Annotated in this window: 13 protein-coding genes; 7 read left to right on the top strand and 6 right to left on the bottom strand. The window is 49.2% G+C overall.

Going from position 1 to position 16,134, the window contains the following annotated elements:
• Window positions 1-1,092, bottom strand: coding sequence for a malate dehydrogenase (locus V5J35_RS09645; RefSeq protein WP_354011046.1), 1,092 nt, complete (start codon window positions 1,090-1,092; stop codon window positions 1-3).
• A gap of 254 nt (window positions 1,093-1,346) precedes the next feature.
• Between V5J35_RS09645 and V5J35_RS09640 the strand changes: the two genes are divergently transcribed.
• The 3 genes from V5J35_RS09640 to V5J35_RS09630 all read left to right on the top strand — a co-directional run bounded on the left by V5J35_RS09640 (window position 1,347) and on the right by V5J35_RS09630 (window position 3,772).
• Window positions 1,347-2,081 carry a 5-oxoprolinase subunit PxpA gene (locus V5J35_RS09640; protein ID WP_354011045.1) on the top strand — a complete coding sequence of 245 codons (735 nt, stop codon included), beginning with the start codon at window positions 1,347-1,349 and terminating at the stop codon, window positions 2,079-2,081.
• A 99-nt stretch (window positions 2,082-2,180) separates the two neighbouring features.
• Complete coding sequence (pxpB, locus tag V5J35_RS09635) at window positions 2,181-2,840, top strand: 5-oxoprolinase subunit PxpB (protein WP_354016326.1); 660 nt, start codon at window positions 2,181-2,183, stop codon at window positions 2,838-2,840.
• A complete protein-coding gene (locus V5J35_RS09630; RefSeq protein ID WP_354011043.1) occupies window positions 2,837-3,772 on the top strand; it encodes a 5-oxoprolinase subunit C family protein in 936 nt (311 codons plus the stop codon). The genes pxpB and V5J35_RS09630 overlap by 4 nt, the downstream gene beginning before the upstream one ends.
• A gap of 23 nt (window positions 3,773-3,795) precedes the next feature.
• Here the strand turns inward: V5J35_RS09630 and V5J35_RS09625 are convergent, their stop codons facing one another.
• Both V5J35_RS09625 and rsmD read right to left on the bottom strand, forming a co-directional pair.
• On the bottom strand, window positions 3,796-7,074 hold the full coding sequence (locus V5J35_RS09625; protein WP_354011042.1) for an RING finger domain-containing protein: 3,279 nt from the start codon (window positions 7,072-7,074) through the stop codon (window positions 3,796-3,798).
• 89 nt (window positions 7,075-7,163) lie between these two features.
• Entirely contained in the window at window positions 7,164-7,763 is a 600-nt protein-coding gene (gene rsmD, locus V5J35_RS09620) for a 16S rRNA (guanine(966)-N(2))-methyltransferase RsmD (RefSeq protein ID WP_354016325.1), read from the bottom strand.
• Between the two features lie 188 nt (window positions 7,764-7,951).
• On the opposite strand from rsmD, the gene ftsY reads away from it, so the two are divergent.
• From ftsY to rpoH, 4 genes are all read left to right on the top strand, one after another.
• Entirely contained in the window at window positions 7,952-9,529 is a 1,578-nt protein-coding gene (gene ftsY / locus V5J35_RS09615; protein ID WP_354011040.1) for a signal recognition particle-docking protein FtsY, read from the top strand.
• A 17-nt stretch (window positions 9,530-9,546) separates the two neighbouring features.
• Window positions 9,547-10,215: a cell division ATP-binding protein FtsE gene (gene ftsE, locus V5J35_RS09610; protein ID WP_354011039.1), complete on the top strand. Its 669-nt coding sequence runs from the start codon at window positions 9,547-9,549 to the stop codon at window positions 10,213-10,215.
• Window positions 10,216-10,217: 2 nt separating this feature from the next.
• On the top strand, window positions 10,218-11,312 hold the full coding sequence (gene ftsX / locus V5J35_RS09605) for a permease-like cell division protein FtsX (RefSeq protein ID WP_354011038.1): 1,095 nt from the start codon (window positions 10,218-10,220) through the stop codon (window positions 11,310-11,312).
• Between the two features lie 162 nt (window positions 11,313-11,474).
• Window positions 11,475-12,329, top strand: a complete 855-nt coding sequence (gene rpoH / locus V5J35_RS09600; RefSeq protein WP_354011037.1) for an RNA polymerase sigma factor RpoH — start codon at window positions 11,475-11,477, stop codon at window positions 12,327-12,329.
• Between the two features lie 112 nt (window positions 12,330-12,441).
• Here rpoH and V5J35_RS09595 read toward each other — a convergent pair whose 3' ends face one another.
• The 3 genes from V5J35_RS09595 to V5J35_RS09585 all read right to left on the bottom strand — a co-directional run bounded on the left by V5J35_RS09595 (window position 12,442) and on the right by V5J35_RS09585 (window position 15,720).
• Window positions 12,442-13,962 (bottom strand): YifB family Mg chelatase-like AAA ATPase, encoded by a 1,521-nt coding sequence (locus V5J35_RS09595; protein ID WP_354011036.1) that lies wholly within the window; start codon window positions 13,960-13,962, stop codon window positions 12,442-12,444.
• Between the two features lie 211 nt (window positions 13,963-14,173).
• Window positions 14,174-15,103 (bottom strand): hypothetical protein, encoded by a 930-nt coding sequence (locus tag V5J35_RS09590; protein ID WP_354011035.1) that lies wholly within the window; start codon window positions 15,101-15,103, stop codon window positions 14,174-14,176.
• A 356-nt stretch (window positions 15,104-15,459) separates the two neighbouring features.
• A complete protein-coding gene (locus V5J35_RS09585) occupies window positions 15,460-15,720 on the bottom strand; it encodes an accessory factor UbiK family protein (RefSeq protein WP_354011034.1) in 261 nt (86 codons plus the stop codon).
• Window positions 15,721-16,134: the final 414 nt, after the last annotated feature.

Genomic DNA, 16,134 nt, shown 5'->3' with positions numbered 1-16,134 from the left:
TCAACAGATGCGGTCAGCTTTGTAGTAAGCGGAAGCCGCGTCGATACCGTTGTCGAACTGAGTCTGACCGTCGGTAGAAGTCTTCAGGTTCTCGCGGGATTCAGCGGTTTCAGCAGGCAGCAGGTGGTCGACAGCGGCTTTTTCTTCCAGCAGCTCCTGCTCGGTCTTCTTCATCATGGCCTGACCGTATTCGTTGACTTCCAGACCTTTAACAACCTGGTAGCTGCCGAATTCGCAGATACATGGGAAGGAGTAGTAGATACCCTTGGCAACGCCGTAACTGCCATCGGAGATGATACCCATGCTGACAATCTTGCCGTCACTGCCCAGAGCCCAGTCGCGCATGTGGTCCAGACCTGCCTGAGCAGCTGAAGCCGCTGAAGACAGTCCACGCCATTCAATGATTTCAGCACCACGCTTCTGGATACGAGGTGTGAACTCGCTCTTGTACCAGTCTTCGTCGATCTGGTCGATAACCGACTCGCCACCCAGAACGGTTGCATTGTGCAGATCCGGGTACATGGTTGGGGAGTGGTTGCCCCAGACAACAACACCGTCGATGTCGGACGGGTTAACGCCCAGCTTGTTGCCCAGAATGCCCTGGGAGCGGTTGTGGTCCAGACGGGTCATGGCACAGAACTGGGATGGATCCAGGTCAGGAGCGTTACGGGACAGGATCAGACAGTTGGTGTTAGCTGGGTTACCGATGACCAGTGCTTTAACGTCGCGGTTAGCCACTTCGTTCAGAGCCTTGCCCTGCTCGGAGAAGATAGCCGCATTCGCTTCCAGCAGGTCAGCGCGTTCCATGCCCTTGGAACGAGGACGGGCGCCTACCAGCATAGCGTAGTGAACGCCTTTGAAACCGTCGAACGGGTTGTCGTGCAGGGAAATACCGTGAACCAGCGGGAATGAGCAGTCTTCCAGCTCCATGGCTACGCCGCGCAGCTTGTCCATTGCCTGTGGAATTTCAACCAGTTGCAGGATAACTGGCTGATCAGCCCCCAGCATTTCACCGGCAGCAATCTTGAACAGCAGAGAGTAGCTGATGTTACCGGCTGCGCCAGTCACCGCAATGCGTACAGGTTGTTTCATGAAACCGCTCCTTAGGTTTTATAAATACGATTCAGTTTAAAATCTTTGTAATCCGGCATCTTACAATTTAACCGGCGCTGTTTTTTTTGATCAGGATCAGCGCAGTGAAGATTACTTAGGCAATTAGGGTGTGTCCACTATTTAGACTGTTGAAATGTAGTGTCAGCTATTACCATTGACTGTATTTGTAGCTCTGTGAAAGCAAGTGTTAAACAGCCGGGTCGGGTTCAATGGGCAAATCAGGAATAAGCGGCATGAAAATCAACTGCGATATGGGAGAAAGCTTTGGTATCTGGAGCCTGGGGTGCGACGAAGACATAATGCCTTATCTGGATATGGCAAACATTGCCTGTGGTATGCACGCGTCTGATCCGTCAGTCATGACAAAAACCGTGAAAATGGCGAAGCGGTGTCAGGTAAGTATTGGGGCTCACCCTGGCTATGCAGACCTTCAGGGATTTGGACGCCGTTATATTCCCATGAAATCCAGTGACCTTACCGCATTGTTTATTTATCAAATTGGCGCTTTGCAGGCTATTTGCCTGAGTGAAAATGCATCACTGGATTATGTAAAGCCTCATGGCGCTCTGTATAACGCCATGATGAAAGACGACAGTGTCTTTACTGCGCTGCTCAAAGGCATACAGAGCTATAATGCCGGACTACCACTGGTGGTGATGGCGGTGCCTGATTTTGAAAAATATCAGGATTTAGCGGCTTCATACGGTGTCGAATTATGGTTTGAAGCGTTTGTTGATCGTGCCTACGATGATAATGGCCGACTAAAGCCTCGCTCGGAGCCCGATGCCCTGTACACCTCGATAGGAAAAGTTGAGAAACAGGCACTGCAACTGATTGAGCAGGGCTCTTTGACAACCGCAACCGGCCAGATTATTCCGGTTCATGCTGATACGCTGTGTATTCACGGTGATAGCCCGCTTGCCCTGCCAACAGCAAAGCTATTACACGACAGGGCTGCCTGCCCATGAAAATATGCCCGGTTAATGAAAACAGTGTCATCATTTATTTTGCTGATGCTCTTACCCCAGACACCCCGGATACCCCGGAGCCCAGCCCGGAAACCGCTGATGAAATTGCACGGTCTCTGTCAATTATTCAAGCAGGAGATGGGGGGCTGCATCATTGATGTTGTGCCATCCTACAGGTCGATTCTTGTCAGCTTTGACCTGATGACCATTGGGCATCAATCCTTTGTACAGAAGCTTCAGCACGTTCTTGATCATTGTCGCGGCAGTCTGGCTGAAGAGGCTGAACCTTCTTTGATAGAACTGCCTGTTTATTACGGGCCTGAAGTTTCTCTGGATGCAAAAGTCATCACTGATCACACAGGTCTGAGTTTTGAGGAAGTGATCAATATTCATGCCTCAACACTGTATCGGGTGTATGCCATTGGCTTTGCTCCCGGCTTTGCCTACCTTGGCAATACCGATCAGCGCATTGCCGTCCCCAGAAAAAAAACACCCCGGTTAAAGGTTCCGGCATGCAGTGTTGCGCTTGCCGAACGACAAACTGCCATTTATCCCAGAGAGTCTCCGGGTGGCTGGCAGATCATTGGTCGTTCCCCGGTCAACCCCATTGACTATCAGCGTAAGAATTTATCTTTATTTGAGGTAGGGGCAAAGGTGAAATTTATCCCGATCAGCAAGACCGCTTTTTTAGACATGGGTGGTGTTCTTTCTCAAGAAGAGCATTCTCTGGAAGATCAGCGATTCCAGGAGGGAGTGTGACACTTCGTATTTTAGAGCCGGGGCCACTGAGCCTGATTCAGGACCTGGGGCGTTTCGGCTATCAGAATATAGGTGTCAGCCCCGGTGGCCCTATGGATGAACATGCTTTCTCCTGGGCAAACCGTCTGCTCGACAACCCGCTTAATGATCCTCAGATTGAAATAAATCTTGGGTCATTCCATTGTGAATTCCAGTTACCCACCACCATAGCCATCACGGGTGCCAATATGTCTGCGGAGCTTAATGGTGTGGCGATTCAACCGTGGCAAAGCTATTCAATCCAGACCGGGGATCAACTGTCGTTTAAAGGGGCGCGCTCGGGGGTAAGGGCTTATCTTGCTGTCAGGGGCGGTCTGGATATTCCTGAAATACTGGGAAGTTGCGCCACTGTCGTACGTGACCAGCTGGGCGGCCTGCATCGGGATGGTAAACAATTATGTGCAGGTGACTGCCTGCACTATCCGGTCAGTAAACCTGTGTTAACAAAACAGGTGCCTGATGAATTTATTCCTGAATATTGTCAGGATATTACCCTGGAAGTCATACCCGGCTATCAGTACGAGTGGTTTGGCAGGCAGGAGCGGCAGCGCTTTTTTAACTCGGTCTACTGTGTAACCCCCCAGATAGATCGAATGGGTTACCGCCTTTCAGGAGAAGCCATTCAGTGCCAGAGGCAAAACCTCGTTTCGGAAGGCATTGCCCCGGGAGCCATTCAGATTCCAGCCGATGGTCAGCCTATTATTCTGATGCGGGATCGACAGACCATGGGGGGGTATCCCAAAATAGGCTGTGTTACAGCAGGGAGCCTGAATAAACTGGCGCAATGTCAGCCCGGAGGCACCATCCGGTTTGTTAAGAAAGACCTGTATAAAGCTGAAGCCGGGTATCGGGTTGAGAAACAGTTTTTCTGTGGCATAAGCCATTCTGCATAAAAAACTCCTGGTTATTGAAATACTTATTCACTTTGAAGCTTTCTATTGTTGATCAACTTTTCTAAAGCATGGTTTGAGGGAAAGGTCCAGTCTCTGAAAATGTCTAATCTGCAATTCGGGCAACTTCGACTATGCTGAACCCATTCAGTAATACAACCACGACAACTCGTGTGTCCACACGGCAATACGACAGGTTGTTTAAATACCTCCTGACAAATGCTACAGGCCAGATCTTCCTGAAGGTCTTTTTTCTTAACAAAATTTCCAGTACTCAAAATAGTGCGTGACCAGCCTTTAATGGTTTCGAAGTGCGCTTCATTCGGTTGAAACCGGGCAACAGCATGAAGGCTAGTAACCAGTTTCTGAGTCGTCATATAAGCATTGCATAGGCTATTTTCCCATAGTTCCTGAGAATTCGTCAGTGTGGCAAGATAGTGGCCAGCCTGTAGTTCAGACAAACTTTCAAGTGCTGTAGCAAAATGCTCCGGACGTTGCTTTAGCTGTTCTTCCAGGCCAATCATAAGAGAGGTAGAAACCGTTTCCGGCAGTGGTTCGATAAGCGCTTTAATACAGCGGAAAGACAAATTTTTTGCAATACCCACTAGTAGTCCAGTGATATGCGCCGGTTCGATCTCTTTGGAGTTGATCATTGAAACTGTAGTATCAGCAAACCACCTGGTCTGCTCCTCAGGCAACTCAAGGTTTGCGAGTCCCTCAGTCAGCTGGTCCCCGGACTTCGCTGATAGCCATTGCAGCAGAGGAGGCATACACGGTTTACACTGATGATTGATCACTAATTTAAGCGTTAGCATTCCATGGTTGATCTGCATGCGCTCCCAGTTGTTGCGCTTTTGCTCTGACTTTTGCAAATACTGTAAAACACTTTGAGCGACAGCTTCAGGTCTGGTGTTGTTCAGCAGAAAATCAGTACCAGCCTGATCAGCATCTAACCCTATAGTTATCAGTTTTTCTTGTGTGTCAGCAGGCAAATGCTTAAGCCATTCCTGAGCTTTTTCCCCATTGTCGGAGTAGTTGCTCAAAATATGCTGAAGGTATAGTTCACTACTTACCCTAGCTAGCCCGGTATACAGGTTCGGGTTGCTTGCTTCTAAAGCTTTTTCCATGGACCGGTGCAACATATCAGGAGCAATCACCAGCTGACTGGCAGCAGATATAAAACCGTTTTTTGCCAGTTCTGCAATCAGGAAGAGCAGAAGGTCGTCATCATATTTCGGAGACTCCAGAAGCTTAGTGCTTAATGTTCCCAGAAAATTGTACGATATGGATGATGGTTCACAGTGCTGGCTTATATACAGCACTAATTTTTTTATGAAATTTTCCTGTGCAGGCAGGGTAATGAACAGGTTCTGCCAGATATCACCGCCTTCTTCTATGTATGCGACAATGCTTTTTGCCAGCTTGTCTTGAATAGCATTTTCCGGGTGAGCAACCAGAATCCGGAAAGCTTCGGTTTTTTTATTCTTTATTATGTAGCTGAAAAGCAGATCCTCCTCCTCTTCATCGAATACCGCAGTAAGAGAGTTAATCAGTTTGTCTTTTGCCTCTTCGGGAAGTGCTGAGAGTAAAGCAGTCAGGGAGACATGCTGATGATTTTCGAATTTAAACGAGTCGACCAGCAAATCCGTAAAAGCGTTAACCTGGTTCTCATCCAGATGTGAGAGAATTTCAGTAATCGTTGTTTCGTCTCCTTCAGAAGCTCGCAGAAATTTTATTTTGTCTCGATGGGTAAGCTTTTTAAATGCGGCAAAAAAATATATGGGAGACGTGTTCAGCAAGATATCCAGTACATTCCATTGTGCTCGGGGAGGCAGGTTGGTCAGAATAGGCAGCAAGGATGGAGAAATTGGATGAACGGTCTGTACTCTGTTTGTCGACGTAACTTTTAGCTGAAAAAACTCAGGCCAGGCAAAACCGTTGTTTGTCAGCCATATACAAACCTTATCCATGTCGACTTCATGCGGTTTGCTTTTCAAAGCCCTGAGAATACCTATCCACTCTACGGTGGAATATCGTACCAGATCATTAGCAACCAGCACTTTGCCGGATTCTGGTAAACTCAGTTCGGTGTATTCCTGTTGTTGCCGGATAAACTCCATAACAGCGGAAAAGACTACTTTTTCAAACAACTGAGTCAGTTGTTCTGCCAGGTTGATATCCCCTGGCTGTGCAAGAGTGGAACGCAACACGCTTTCATGGTGCCTTATGTACCCTGAGTCCGCGAACTTGAGTGCCAGCCTGTAGTGAGGGTAAGGTAAGGGGCGCCAGAACAATTGCAGGATGGTGTCACAATAAACCTGACCCTCCCGGCAGAGGTTTATTTCATAGGGTAGTCCGGACTCTGCTGATGAGATAAACGTTAATAGCGAGCCGGAGGGGATCACCACACTCTCTTTATCTTCAGAAAGCACGAGTTCCATGACCCGCTGAATAACATCGCCTTTGAGCAGGCTGATGACTGGCAAATTAATTGAAAAATGTTGTAGATGGCTATCAGGTTTCCACTCGTTATGGAGCAGTGATTCAATACTGGCCGGAAGTCGCTCTCTTTTAAAATGCTCAACATTGATGATACGGCTCTGTTTATCACCCGCTCCATTTATGAAGTTCACTAAAATGCCAGCCTTTGTGTCATGCTCAAACCATGAAAGCTCTACGGACACATAGTCCTTTTTCAGGAGGACTTTGTAAAAGTTATTCCACAGGTCAAGGGCAGGAGATGGTTGTTGGTTGTTTTCATTGAGCTTTGACCGGACAATACTGGCAGGAACCGGAAGTATCTTGAGTACTTCCCCTGAGCCAGAAGGATTGTAGGACAACTCAAGATAAAACCGGTTTTGGATATGGGGGCTGTCTATTATGATCTGTTCAGTTGTCAGACGCTTGCTCATGTACCAGCTGGTAGTGCTGCGAACCATCAGCGGCAGGGAATACAAGGTTAACAAAAAGCCCGCATGTTTCAGAAAAGGGCTTGGGGCTAAATTTCTTACCTCTCGAGCCACCTGATAGTCTACGTAGCCTGTGAGGAGCATTTGAGCCAAACCGCTGAGCAAGGCGTAAATCCCCTCTTTAGTTGTAAAATAATAAAAATACCTGCGATAAGTGATGTCCTTGCCTACACGGATAAAGTTTCCGACAAAATTTTTCTCAACCTGAACCAGACCTGTTTCTCCACCAAAGAAGGGGGCAGCAAAAGCGTGCAGCGAGACAGCCGGTAGTACCGATACAAGTAGTACCGATACAAAAGCAGCCACATAGATAGTTTTATATCTTGTTCGTACCATTGCTGATTATACCTGCACAACATTCCGCAGGAGCTTACTGGTGCGTAATAATAGATATTGAATCTATTTTGTAAATAAATCTTTTGGCTTTAACCGGATAACAGGTTAAAGCTGACCTGGCCGGCCTGTTTTGACTTCAACAGCTGCCAGCCTTGAGGAACCGGCAGAGGGTCCAGTTCTTTCTCGACTTCAATATAAAGAATGGTCTGTTCATGCAGGTAACCATTGTCCTGAAGTAAACGACAGGTTTCTTCCAGCATTCCCTGACGAAATGGTGGGTCGAGAAAAATAACATCAAATGGCTCGGGGCAGGGCTTGCTCAGAAATTGCAGGGTATTGGTTCCCATCACCTGACCATTATCCGCTTTCAGTAAGGAGAGGTTGCTCTTCAGGGTTTTGACCGCAGGTGTTGCCATTTCCAGCATAACAGCTTCTTTTGCGCCTCGGGACAATGCCTCCAGAGACAGTGCGCCAGTCCCGCTGAAACAGTCCAGAACACGGGCGCCGGGAATGTATGGTGCCAGCCAGTTAAAAACGGTTTCGCGCACCCGGTCTGATGTTGGACGTAACCCCGGAAGGTCAGCAACAGGCAGCTTCCTGCCACGCCAGTCGCCAGCAATGATGCGAATCTGACCACCTCCCGCCTCTGGCGGAAGGTTTACCGGATGCTTTTCGTGCCATCGGTGCAATCTCTAAACAATTCAAAGGGCGGCGATTGTAACAAAATGAATGCCCAAAGGAGATAACCAGCGGTCAGACCCTGAGCAGGTAAGGAAAGTTCGTTTCTTGCAAACGCGATTTAAGATAGGATACGCACTTGATTTATCCCCACTGTTTTTTGGCAGTGGCCTATCCCAACTATTTGATGAAGTAGTCTATGTTCGGTTCTCGCAAAAATGATGAGAAAAAGGCCAAGCGACGTTTTTGGCCCTGGGGAAGAAGGGAGGAGAAAACCCAAGCCCCGGAAACCGTGGACAATACCCAGGATAATGTTGAAACGGCAGCAGAGCAGCCCGTTGTTGAGCAAACCATAGTCGAGCCGGCTGTTCCGGTTGCTGAGCCTGTTACAGAAGAAAGCCATATAGAGCCAGTTGCTCAGGCTGAGCCTGAAGTAACAGCAGAACCTGTTACGGAACAGCCTGAAGTGGCTGAACCGCTTGCAGCGGTTATTACTGAGCCAGAACAAGAAGAAGCGCCTCAGGAAGCAGAAACGATTGTTGAAGAGGTAGAGCAGGTACAGGAAACTCCTGTAGAGCCAGAGCCAGAGCCAGAGCCAGAGCCAGAGCCAGAGCCAGAGCCAGAGCCAGAGCCAGAGCCAGAGCCAGAGCCAGAGCCAGAGCCAGAGCCAGAGCCAGAGCCAGAGCCAGAGCCAGAGCCAGAGCCAGAGCCAGAGCCAGAGCCAGAGCCAGAGCCAGAGCCAGAGCCAGAGCCAGAGCCAGAGCCAGAGCCCGTTCAGGAAGTGGTTGCTGCGGCTGTGCAGCCTGAACCCAAGGCAGAAAAGCTTGGCTTCTTTGCCCGCATGAAGAAAGGACTCAGCAAAACCCGAACGGCTCTGGTCGAGGGTGTGGCTGATATTTTCATCGGTAAAAAGGAAATCGACGATGACCTGCTGGAAGAGCTGGAAACCCAGTTGCTGGTGTCAGACGTTGGTGTGGAAGCGACCACAGAGATCATCAAACACCTGACCCAGCGTGTCAGCCGTAAAGAGCTGAACGATGCGGATGCCCTGATGGATGCTCTGAAACAGGAATTGCAAAGCATTCTGGTTCCGGCTGATAAACCTCTGGTGATCGACCAGCAAAAAGCGCCGTTCGTGATTCTCGTGGTGGGCGTCAATGGTGTGGGTAAAACCACCACCATTGGTAAAGTGGCACGCAAACTTCAGGCTGAAGGCAAAAGTGTCATGCTGGCAGCGGGTGATACCTTCCGCGCTGCGGCGGTTGAGCAGCTGCAGGTTTGGGGCGAGCGCAACCGTATCCCGGTGGTTGCACAGCACACCGGTGCCGACAGTGCTTCGGTGATCTACGATGCTTTTGAAGCCGCTAAAGCCCGTGGTATTGATGTTCTGATCGCTGATACCGCAGGTCGTCTGCATAACAAAGACAACCTGATGGAAGAGCTGAAAAAGGTGAAGCGGGTTCTTGGTAAGCTGGACGACAGCGCACCTCATGAAACCCTGCTGGTGCTGGATGCCGGTACCGGGCAGAATGCTTTGAATCAGGCAAAAATCTTCAACGAAGCGGTTGAACTGTCAGGTCTGGCACTGACCAAACTGGATGGTACGGCAAAAGGCGGTGTCATTTTTGCCCTGTCTAAACAGTTGCAGTTGCCTATTCGTTTTCTGGGGGTGGGTGAGCAGATTGATGATCTGCGACCGTTCGACGCCAGAGAGTTTGTTGAAGCATTGTTCGACAGAGGGTCTGACAGAAAGCCTGACAGGCAGTCTGACACCTAACCAGAGCAGGATGCTGAATGATACGCTTTGACAATGTCTGCAAGCATTACCCCGGAGGGCATGTGGGGCTGGAGAATGTCAGCTTCCACCTGCGCCGGGGTGAAATTGCCTTTCTGACAGGACACTCCGGAGCCGGTAAAAGCACCCTGCTCAAACTGATCATGCGCATGGAACAGGCGAGCAGTGGTCAGGTGCTGGTCGGTGGACATAACGTTAAAGACCTCAATCATGGTCAGGTTCCGTATTTCCGGCGGAATATCGGGCTGGTGTTTCAGGATCATCAGTTGCTGTTTGACCGTACGGTTTTCGACAACGTTGCCCTGCCGCTGACCATTGCCGGTGTTTCCCGTGATGAGGCCGCCGGACGTGTGCGTGCCGCGCTGGATATGGTCGGTCTGCTTAACAAGGAAAAAATGCTGCCATCCTCCCTTTCCGGCGGACAGCAGCAACGGGTTGGTCTGGCCCGTGCTGTGGTTAACCGTCCTCCGGTGATTCTGGCAGATGAGCCAACGGGTAACCTTGACCCGAACCTGTCTGCAGAAGTGATGAAACTGTTTGAGAATTTTAACCAGATTGGCGTCACGGTACTGATTGCCAGTCATGACCTGGCACTGGTTGCCCGTATGCGACACAGGGTGCTGACTCTGGATCAGGGGCATCTGGTCAATGATCAGGAGGTAGCCTGAACGTGTTTCCTAAAAAGGCACTTCCCAGAAATAAAGCAGCGTTCCCCGGAAAGGGCCGCCGTAAAAAGCCCGGCAGCAATCCTCAAAAGGATGATAAGACCCGCAGGCCAGGCAAAGCCCCTGATATAAGACAGGAAGCTGATGCAGAGCGAGGGGCGGCAAAACATGAATCCGGCGGGTTCAGCTTTACCTATCTTAAAGCATTGCACCGACAGAATGCCGTTGAGTCTTTCCGTCGGTTAATACAGGCACCAGTGTCCACGCTGTTGAACTGCCTGATGATTGGTGTGGCTTTTGCCTTGCCTGCACTCATGTATCTGCTGGTGGCCAACCTGCAGATTCTCGGAAATGGCTGGGAGGGGAACCCCCGCATTTCGGTTTATCTGGATGCTGGCCTGAACCGCTCCCAGATCGCCAATATTCGGGCAGAAGTCGCCAACGACCCGGATGTTGACTCTATTGTCTATATCACGCCTGATGAAGGTCTGCAGCAGTTTCAGCAAAAAACCGATATGCAAGGGGTCGTTAACGCGTTGGGCTATAACCCTTTGCCGGGTGTGATTGAAGTGTTGCCAGTTCCAGGTCTGGGTTATGAAGAAATGAATGCACTGGCAGAACGTTATCAGAACGTTTCCGGCGTTCTGGAGTCCAAACTCGACAGGGAGTGGGTTCAACGGCTGCAATCCATCGTCGACCTGCTGGATCAGTTTGCCCTGTTATTGTCATTATTGCTGGGGATAACGGTTATTCTGGCGATAGGTAATACGGTAAGGCTGGGCATTGAAAGCCGCCGGGATGAGATCAGGGTTATCAAGCTGGTGGGTGGTACCGACGGGTTTGTTATGCTGCCATTCCTTTATGCCGGTGTGTGGTATGGACTGGGCGGAGCCCTGCTGGCCTACCTGATTGCCTGGGGTGTATTACTGGGTTTGATGGCGAATGTTCTGGAGCTGGCTGGCCTGTATGGTAGTTCATTCGCTCCGCAGGGGCCGGGTGGCAGTATCCTGCTAACACTGATATTCAGCGGTATTGTCTTAGGCATTGCAGGTGCTGCGGTCAGTTGTCAGCGTCATATTCGTAATATTGATATGTCGTAAAGTTGATCATTGCCACTGTAAAAGGCGAAAGAATCCTGTAAAGTGACTGGCTTCAAAAATGATAAACTTTGATATAATGGGAAAGGTTATTTCCTTATTACGTCTGTTTAACAGTCAGAATGTTTAGATGAGTGCCTGTATTGCACTCCAGTGGAGTTGATTATGGGAACCAGTCTTCAACCAGTTGATATGTTAGTGCCAGGACGCAATATTGAAGCGTACATGCAGGGCGTTAGCAGCATTGCTGTGTTGTCTGCTGAAGAAGAGCGATCCATCGCTGGTCGCCTTTACTACAAGAATGATCTTGAAGCTGCCCGGCAGCTGGTAATGTCACATCTGCGCTTTGTCGTTCATATTGCCAAAAGCTATACCGGTTATGGTCTGCCCATTTCTGACCTGGTTCAGGAAGGCAACGTTGGCCTGATGAAGGCGGTCAAGCGTTTTAATCCTGAAGTGGGTGTGCGTCTGGTGTCTTTTGCTGTGCATTGGATCAAAGCGGAAATTCACGAATATATTCTGAAAAACTGGCGAATTGTTAAGGTCGCCACCACCAAGGCTCAGCGCAAACTGTTCTTTAACCTGCGCAGCTCCAAGAAGCGCCTGTCCTGGTTTACCAACGACGAAGTAAAATCCGTTGCCAGTGATCTGGGTGTAGAACCTAATGTCGTGCGGGAAATGGAAGGTCGTATGGCGGGGCAGGACACTGCCTTTGACGGCTATGCGGCTGACGATGATGATCAGGCTTATCAGGCTCCGGTTCACTATCTGGAAGACAAAAGCCACGATCCGGCTACTCTGCTGGAAGACAGCGACTGGTCGCAATCATCCGTTAACATGCTGCGCAATGCACTGGCACAGCTTGATGAGCGCAGTCAGGATATTTTGCAGCAACGCTGGCTCAGTGAAGAAAAAGCCACATTGCATGAGCTTGCCAATAAATACGGCGTTTCTGCCGAGCGTATTCGTCAGCTTGAAAAGAATGCGATGAAAAAAGTAAAAAACGCCATTTCAGCCTGAATACAGTCGTTCCCGCGAAGGCGGGAACCCACCACGAACAGTGGATCCCCGCCTGCGCGTGGTTGACGTTCCTGCCCCTGAACTATTCTCCTGTCTGAAACGTTTCCTGAAACTATTTTTTCGGATGTTCCCGATCCAGCTTCCGGTAATGAATCGCTTCTGCCAGATGATTTTTCTGAATAGACTCCTGTTCATCCAGGTCGGCTAGTGTACGCGCTACCCTGAGAATGCGATGTACGGCTCTGGCTGAATACCCAAGCTTGTCGCACAGGTTGGTCAGAAATGTTTGCTGAGCTTTATTCAAAGCGCAGTACCGGTTGATTTCCCGGGCTGACAAGCGGGCGTTTGTTTTACCCTGTCGCTGGAACTGTCGGTTTCTGGCTTTAACCACTGTTTGTCTGACGGATTCCGTGGAGTGTTCCGCATCAACTGTGTTGTGCTGGAACAGTGTTGCGGCATTCTGGGAAGCGACTTCAATCTGCAGGTCTATGCGGTTTAGCAACGGACCAGATATTCTGCGTTGATAACGACGCACCTGCTCTGGCGAACACTCGCAGCTTCGCCGGGTATCCCCCAGATAGCCACAGGGGCAGGGGTTCATGGCGGCCACCAGCTGAAAGGCGGCGGGAAAAGTTGCCTGCCCTCTGGCCCGTGCAATCACTACTTCTCCGGTTTCCAGTGGTTCGCGTAATACTTCCAGAGCCAGCCTTTGGAATTCAGGCAGCTCGTCCAGAAAAAGAACGCCCTGATGTGCATAAGAGATTTCACCGGGGCGTGGGTGAGAGCCACCGCCTACCAGAGAAACAGCAGAAGACGTATGGTGTGGATTCCTGAAAGGGCGTTGTTTCCAGGTGACAGGCTGCTGTTGTAATGACAGCGAATGTATCGCCGACACTTCAAGGGCTTCGTCATCAGACAGCTCTGGCAGGAGTCCGGGCAAACGACTGGCCAGCATGGTTTTTCCGGTTCCCGGTGGACCAAACAACAACAGGTGGTGTCCACCGGCAGCTGCGGTTGCCAGCGCCCGCTTTGCCTGCTGCTGGCCTTTTACATCGGACAGATTCGGGTAGCCAATTGCCTCGTTATTATTGAGCTGTGCTGTGACGGGTTCCAGCAGAGTCTGTCCGGTCAGATGCGCACAGACCTGTAAAAGGTCTTCTGCCCCAATTATTTCGGCCTCTCGACACAGGCTGGCAATCTGTGCGCTGTCGTCTGGTAGAAGTAGCCGGTGGGATGCCTTACGGGCGGCAATAGCGGCGGGTAATGAGCCGGTAACCGGACGCAATTTGCCGGTCAGTGCCAGTTCTCCCAGAAATTCATAACCATTCAGGGTGTCCATAGGCAACTGGCCTGAAGCCGCCAGAATTCCCAGGGCGATGGGTAAATCAAAGCGACCGCCTTCCTTCGGTAAATCGGCTGGTGCAAGGTTCACCGTAATGCGACTGGTTGGAAATTCGTAGCCGCTGTTGATTAAGGCGCTGCGTACCCGGTCTTTGCTTTCCCGCACAGCAGTTTCGGGTAACCCGACCATATTAAGGGCGGGAAGCCCGGCTGAAAGATGGACTTCAACCGTGACAGGCGGTGCCTCCAGTCCGGTTCTGGCACGAGTATGAACAACCGCAATTTTGGACACGAAGAGAGTTGCCTCTGTTTTGTTGTTAGTCTTGTGAGCAGAATGGGGAGAAAGAATAGCAGTGAATCCACGTGCGCACAGGGGTGATTCTAATGACCTTATTACCGAATATTTATTACTGAATGGACGGTTCCTCCAAACTTCACCCAGGATGGGGAAAACAATTAGAAAAGTTTACCTCTCCATGTTGATGACATTCGTTCCGGACTGTTTATTGAACAACACTCTCTGGAGTACCGGCTTCGTCGAGGCGCATTGTTTTGCAGTGTTGTTTCCAGTGGCTATTAATTTTCCAGTAGCACAGGGTGGCATCAGTTCCCGATTTTTTTGTCGCTATATAATAATCACCTTCCTGATCATGCAGGCGCAATAAACCGGGAATCGCAATGTGATAAGAGTGCCTTTCTGATGTGCTTCTGGCTTCCTGTTTCTTATTAATGTAAGGATACTCATGGGACAAAAGTAAGCTTTTGTTTGATTTTTTATATGAATTAATAAATGAAATGTTGTGGCGTTCCCACAGGTTGTCGACATTGCAAACTTCAGGAATTTTCTGGAATAGCCTGTTGTCATAATCTACATAGGTCACGTCGGTAACCAGAAAATCCAAACGATCTTCATTCGGGTGGTAAACCAGTTTGGGTAAGAGAAGCGTATTGAGTCTGTCGATGGTTACACCTGCGATATCATGGGGAAAGGATATGCTGTTTTGGCTAAGCCATTGATTACATTTTTTCCTTATCTTATGGGAATCAAACTCTGGTGCATTGATCAAGGTAATTGGTTCACAGATGGCACGTTTGGTATTTTGCGATGCTAAAAACCAAATCATCGTCGTATATCCATCTCTGGAAATTTCAGGTTCAAGTATGAGTTTTCCGTTTGAGTAATATTCGTTATAGGTTATTTTTGGTATCGAAACATAATACTGGCCTAGCCAGGGAATGACGGAATAACCAAGTAAAAAACTTCCTGACACTAGCAACCAGACTATTATAGCGTTGCTGTCCCTATGTCTCGTACCATATGTTTGTGTGGGGTCTCCAGCGCTCGCTGCCTGAGAAATGGTCATCGAGCAAAACAAAATAACCATTAGGTACTTTTTCAAGTAAAGCACTGAAAAACTGTTCTGATTCACCATACAAACGTACCTTTAGACATGCTGATAAGAAGCCCTAAATAAAAGTAGTTGATTAAGGATTTTTTTCTTACATTTATATTTTTTCCACAGTGCTAATATGACAGCTATCTGGCCGGTAGCGTATTGGGTCTGATCCCTCCTCGCATTTGCCGAAGGCACTAGAAAACACTGCTATTAACTGCGCTACTGGTCTTATTGTTGCGGCTTTAGCCAGTATTCAGGGCTTACGCATAAAAAAACAGGCTGTTTTAAAGCCTGCTCCTTTAATGACCTTTCTCGAAGAAATTAACGACTCCCGCCGTGCTGGCGCCTGTGGCCATATGGAATCGGATACTGGCGGAATCATTGAGTTCGGATTATTCGACCTTTTTTGCCAGTGCAGTTTCCATCTCAGCCACTTTTTTCTCCAGTGCCTCCAGGCGTTCACGGGTATGCCGTAAAACGGCCATCTGGGCATCGAATTCATCCTGAGACACCAGCTCAAACCGGGTCATTGTACTGCTGACCAGGGCTTTTATATTGTGCTCAATATCTTCAGCGGTTTTGCTTTTCTCTGCACTGAGCATCTGGCCTGCCCGGCTGGCAATGTTATTGATGATGGCTGCCTTGTCGATCATGGGGGTTCCTGACTGCTTATTGGTTGTGTATGGCTAGCTGTCCTGACTGTAAGCAAAGTGACTTCAAGATTCAAGGTATGTCTCAGTAGCTGCAAAATCGGCAGAGATGCGATACCGGGGCTATTATCCAGTCAACCTGAATATCTCTTAAATATGGCAGCCCGAACTTATGCACTGTTTTTACGCTGACAAGTCAAGCGGTTCAGTCTCTCTACTGATAAATGTCCGCGAAATTCTGGTTGTTAAAAAACGGTTTTGTTTATGCTGGTGCATGGTAACAATATTATTTGCCGCTTCACCATCTGGGTACGCATGGGTACCCCAATTAGAGAACTGCCAGAATTATACAAAAGTAGTCGATAGTGATGAACTGTCAGAAGGCTTTGTCTCCAGACTCAAAACCTGCCCCTGGGT

The sequence above is a fragment of the Endozoicomonas sp. NE40 genome (assembly GCF_040549045.1).
In the GTDB taxonomy this organism is placed as follows: domain Bacteria; phylum Pseudomonadota; class Gammaproteobacteria; order Pseudomonadales; family Endozoicomonadaceae; genus Endozoicomonas_A; species Endozoicomonas_A lisbonensis.
The sequence above is the reverse complement of the archived record's forward strand: the minus strand, read 5'-3'. Positions and strand labels throughout refer to the sequence as shown.